The organism is Halovivax sp., from assembly GCA_007119345.1.
Taxonomy (GTDB): Archaea; Halobacteriota; Halobacteria; order Halobacteriales; family Natrialbaceae; genus Halovivax.
In genome coordinates, this window is the sequence record SKPV01000149.1 from 1 (window position 1) to 3762 (window position 3762).

5 protein-coding genes are annotated in these 3762 nt (G+C 69.2%); 2 read left to right on the forward strand and 3 right to left on the reverse strand.

Annotated elements, in window-relative coordinates:
• Positions 1 to 1208 (reverse strand): ferredoxin Fer (gene fer, locus QZT59_RS19215; protein WP_290815402.1); only part of this gene is annotated, 1208 nt, incomplete at its 3' end.
• Positions 1209 to 1345: 137 nt separating this feature from the next.
• On the opposite strand from fer, the gene QZT59_RS10295 reads away from it, so the two are divergent.
• Entirely contained in the window at positions 1346 to 1813 is a 468-nt protein-coding gene (locus QZT59_RS10295; RefSeq protein ID WP_290815405.1) for a pyridoxamine 5'-phosphate oxidase family protein, read from the forward strand.
• 75 nt (positions 1814 to 1888) lie between these two features.
• Here QZT59_RS10295 and QZT59_RS10300 read toward each other — a convergent pair whose 3' ends face one another.
• Both QZT59_RS10300 and QZT59_RS10305 read right to left on the reverse strand, forming a co-directional pair.
• Positions 1889 to 2332, reverse strand: coding sequence for a pyridoxamine 5'-phosphate oxidase family protein (locus QZT59_RS10300; protein ID WP_290815408.1), 444 nt, complete (start codon positions 2330 to 2332; stop codon positions 1889 to 1891).
• Positions 2333 to 2613: 281 nt separating this feature from the next.
• The gene (locus QZT59_RS10305) at positions 2614 to 2991 is read right to left on the reverse strand and encodes a hypothetical protein (RefSeq protein WP_394348648.1); all 378 of its coding nucleotides are present in this window, start codon (positions 2989 to 2991) and stop codon (positions 2614 to 2616) included.
• A 336-nt stretch (positions 2992 to 3327) separates the two neighbouring features.
• On the opposite strand from QZT59_RS10305, the gene QZT59_RS10310 reads away from it, so the two are divergent.
• A partial coding sequence (locus tag QZT59_RS10310; RefSeq protein ID WP_290815413.1) for a universal stress protein occupies positions 3328 to 3762 on the forward strand: 435 nt, incomplete at its 3' end.

Here is a 3762-nt window from a genome sequence, read left to right on the forward strand (position 1 = left end):
AGGTACTTGGCGTTGTAGACGAGCTTGATCGAGTCGCTGGCCGGCGTCCCGACGCAGGTCAGCCGGAGGTTCTCCTCGTCGACCTCCTCGTCCGAGAGGCTGCGGTTGACGTCCATCTCGATCTCGCCCTCGACCACGACGGCGGCGCAGTTCACGCAACCGCCCGCGCGACAGTAGTACGGCCAATCGTGACCGGCCTCTTCGGCCGCGTCGAGGACGTACTCGTCCCGGGGCACCTCGAGCGTGCCGTGGGCCGGCGACTCGAGGTCGGCCGCGTCGGCCGTCTCGAAGAGGTCGGCGTCGACGGACCAGCCGCGCTCGTCGACGGTCGCGTAATCGAGGTACTCGACCGTCGCCGTCTCGGGGCGCGGCGCCCTGATCGCGAGCACCGGCACGCGGGCGAACCGGACGACGCGCTCGGTCGTGCTCCCGAGGAGGTGTCGCCGGATCCCGGTCCGGCCGTGCGTCCCCATGACGACGAGGTCGACGGCGTGCTCGGCCGCCGCCGCGAGGATCGTCAGGTCGACGCGGCCGCCCAGGATCGAGACGTCGGCCGACTCCAACCCGGCCGCTCGCGCCCGCTCCAGGACGTCGTCGATCGCGTCCACGCCGGCCGACGCGTCCGGGTCGGAGAGGTCGTACGTGGTCGTCTCGTCCCCGACCGGGCTTCGGCCGCCGACGTGGACGACGTGGATCCCGGCCCCGGTCTCGGTCGCGAGCTCGATAGCGTGGTCGGCGGCGGCCATCGCGCCTGCGCTCCCGTCGCTCGGCACCAGTATCCGCTCGAGGTCCCGTTCGACGGACGTGGCCTCGTCCACCGTCACGACCGGGACGGGCGACTCCCGGAGGGTCCGCTCCGCGACGCTCCCGATGAGGTACCGGTCGAGCCCCGTTCGCCCGTAGGTCCCCATGACCACGAGGTCGACGTCGTGATCCTCGGCGTACTCGAGGATCGTGCGGTGGACTCCCTCCCGCTCTTCCAGGACGGCCGTCGTCACGTCGACGCCGCGGTCGATCGCGATTTGCTCCACGGCTTCCACGGCGCGTTCGCCGGAGTCGTCCCCGCCCGGCCCGAGAAGCAGGCGCTCCTCCTCCACGTGAACGACGTGGATCGCCGCGTCGAACCGTTTCGCGAGACGGGCGCCGTACTCGCCCGCCGTCTCCGCGACCGTACTACCGTCCGTCGGGACGAGGATCGTCTCGTACATCGCCGTGGGGCGACTTCCACGACGACGCGTATGAATCCCGAGGTGAACGAGGGTGAGACCGAGTGCCGATCCGAGATGGAACGGTCGTTCCGATCGGGTTCGAGTTTTATCCCCGGCGGTCTCGAAGTCGCCGACGGATGTCAACCGACGAACTCGAGCAGTACGGGCTGGTCCGCATGGACGACGACGAGATCCGGTCGTTCCTCGCGAGCCAGGGAACCGGCGTGCTCGGCTTCCCGACGGCGGACGCGCCCTACCTGCTTCCGATGTCGTACGGCTTCGACGGCGAATCGCGCCTCTACTTCACCTACCTCGTGGGCTCGGAGAGTCGGAAAGCGACGCTGAGCGAGCGGGCCGACGTCGCGAGCGTGCTCGTCTACAAGGCCGATACGCGGTTCAACTGGCAGAGCGTGCTCCTGTCGGGGACCCTCGAGCAGGTCCCCGAATCCGAGTGGGAGACCGTCGGGGACGCCACGGACGACGCGTGGCGACCGGACCTGTTCGAGACGGCGACCCTCTCGGGCGGGGTGACCGTCTACGAATTTCGGATCCGGGAGCGTTCGGGCGTCAAACACATCGGCCTCCCGCCCGGGCTGGAGCGGTGACGGGGTGACGTTCGCTCGGCCTCCCCCGTTCGTTCGGCCGCCGTCACTGAGCCGTCCCCGTTCGCCCGGCCGCCGTCACGGCGGCACCTCCTTGCGTCCGGTCAGCGTCTCGGGGTCCAGCCGAAAGTCCTGGAACGAGATCTCCTCCCGCGGTCGATCGAAGATGTCGACCGTCGGGATGTCCACCGCCCACATTCCCTGCACCGCCTCCGAATCGTACGGGATGTCGGCCAACTCATCGAGGTGGCCGGTCGCGACGACGCTCCGCCAGCCGTCGGCCGTGCGATCGAAGGAGACGAACGACACCGGGTCGTCGACGACGTCCGTTTTGCGGGTGCCGGGCGGAAACGACAGCCGGAAGTACAGGGTTCCCGCGTCCGCGTTGTAGCCGTACGAGACCGGCAGCGACGCGGGCGGCTCGGCGAGCTCGGTCGAAAACGAGAGGACGCCGATCCCCCCGGTGCCCAGAAATTCGTCGCGCTCGTCTGTGGGCAGCTGCACCCAGCGGAGTCCGTCCATACGGTACGTACGGAGCCGTCGACGAAAAACCGCCGTCACGAGGGGATGAACGGTCAGGATACCTTCGACGGCCCCGACCGCGGCGACGGGACGGCCCGGTTTTCACGGGACGGCCCGGTTTTCACGGGACGGCTCGGCAATCTACCGATCGCGCGCGGCCGACCGTGCCGGGGGCGGGTGCGCCCGCGGTCGACGGTGCCGGGGGCGGGTGCGCCCGCGGTCGGTTCGGTCGGGATCCTCGCCGGTGGTTCGCCCGATTCGGGCCCGCGGTCGTGGAGCGTTCAGGGTCCGGCCTCCTCGAGGACCGACCTGACGGCCGTCGCCACCTCGTGGAACCCGTTCACGTTGAGCGGATCGGTCGTCACGAACACCCCACGTTCGCCGGCGACGACTCGGGTGACGTATCCCCACTCGAAGACGCGGATCGTGAACTCGTAGTCGCCGAGTTCGGAGTCACCGTACGTTATCTGGGAGGTGAAGCCGAGTCGCTCGTTCTCGACGAACCGGTCGAGGTCGGCGTCCCGCTCCAGGTCGTCCCTGAGATACAGCTGCTCGTAGTCGTCGGCGGTGAAGTACGTGATACTGCGAATATCGTCGCCGATGGCCGTTCGACAGACGCTGACCAGTTCCGACGCGAGTTCCTCGGGGTCATCTGGCATCGACATACCTGGAGGTACGACGAAAAGCCTCATATAAGGCGTTCCCGGGGTCGATACCGACCGCGACAGAACCACCGGAGGCGTCCGCGAACTCGCCGGCCGAGTCGAGTGACGTGCCCGACGGAGATTGTTCGGACCCCGTGAGTTCGGACCCCCGTTCGTTCGGACCCCCGTTCGTTCGGACCGCGTGCGCGACGACGAGCGCGCGGACGCGGTCGGTGCGGCGGGCTTTCGCTTTATCACCCTCGTCGTGGAACGTCGTATCGGACGTCGCGGTCGGCTCCCGCAACCGGACGTCGCGGTCGCCGCTCCCGCACCACCACGGAGGGTCAGCCAATGCCAACACACGTTCTCGTTCCGACGGACGGGACCGAACACGCCACCGCCGGCCTCGAGTACAGTTTCGCCTCGTTCCCGGACGCCTCGATCACCGCGCTGTACGTCGTCGACCCCGGTCGCGACGAGTACGCGAGCGTGGGTGGCGGAGACCCGCCGGGACGGCGGGCCGAAGAACGGGGCGAGCGCGTCCTCGAACGCGCGACCGACCGCGCCGAAGCGCACGGTCGCGAACTCCGAACGGAACTCCGCACCGGGGAAGCGCACACCGAAATTCTCTCGATGGCCGCCGAGACCGACGTCGATCACGTCGTGATGGGGAGCCACGGCGAGTCGCCGATCACGCGGCCGTTCCTCGGCCACGTCAGCGAGGCCGTCGTGCGCCGCTCGCCCGTCTCGACGACGATCGTCCCCGAGTCCGCGACGGCGCTCCGG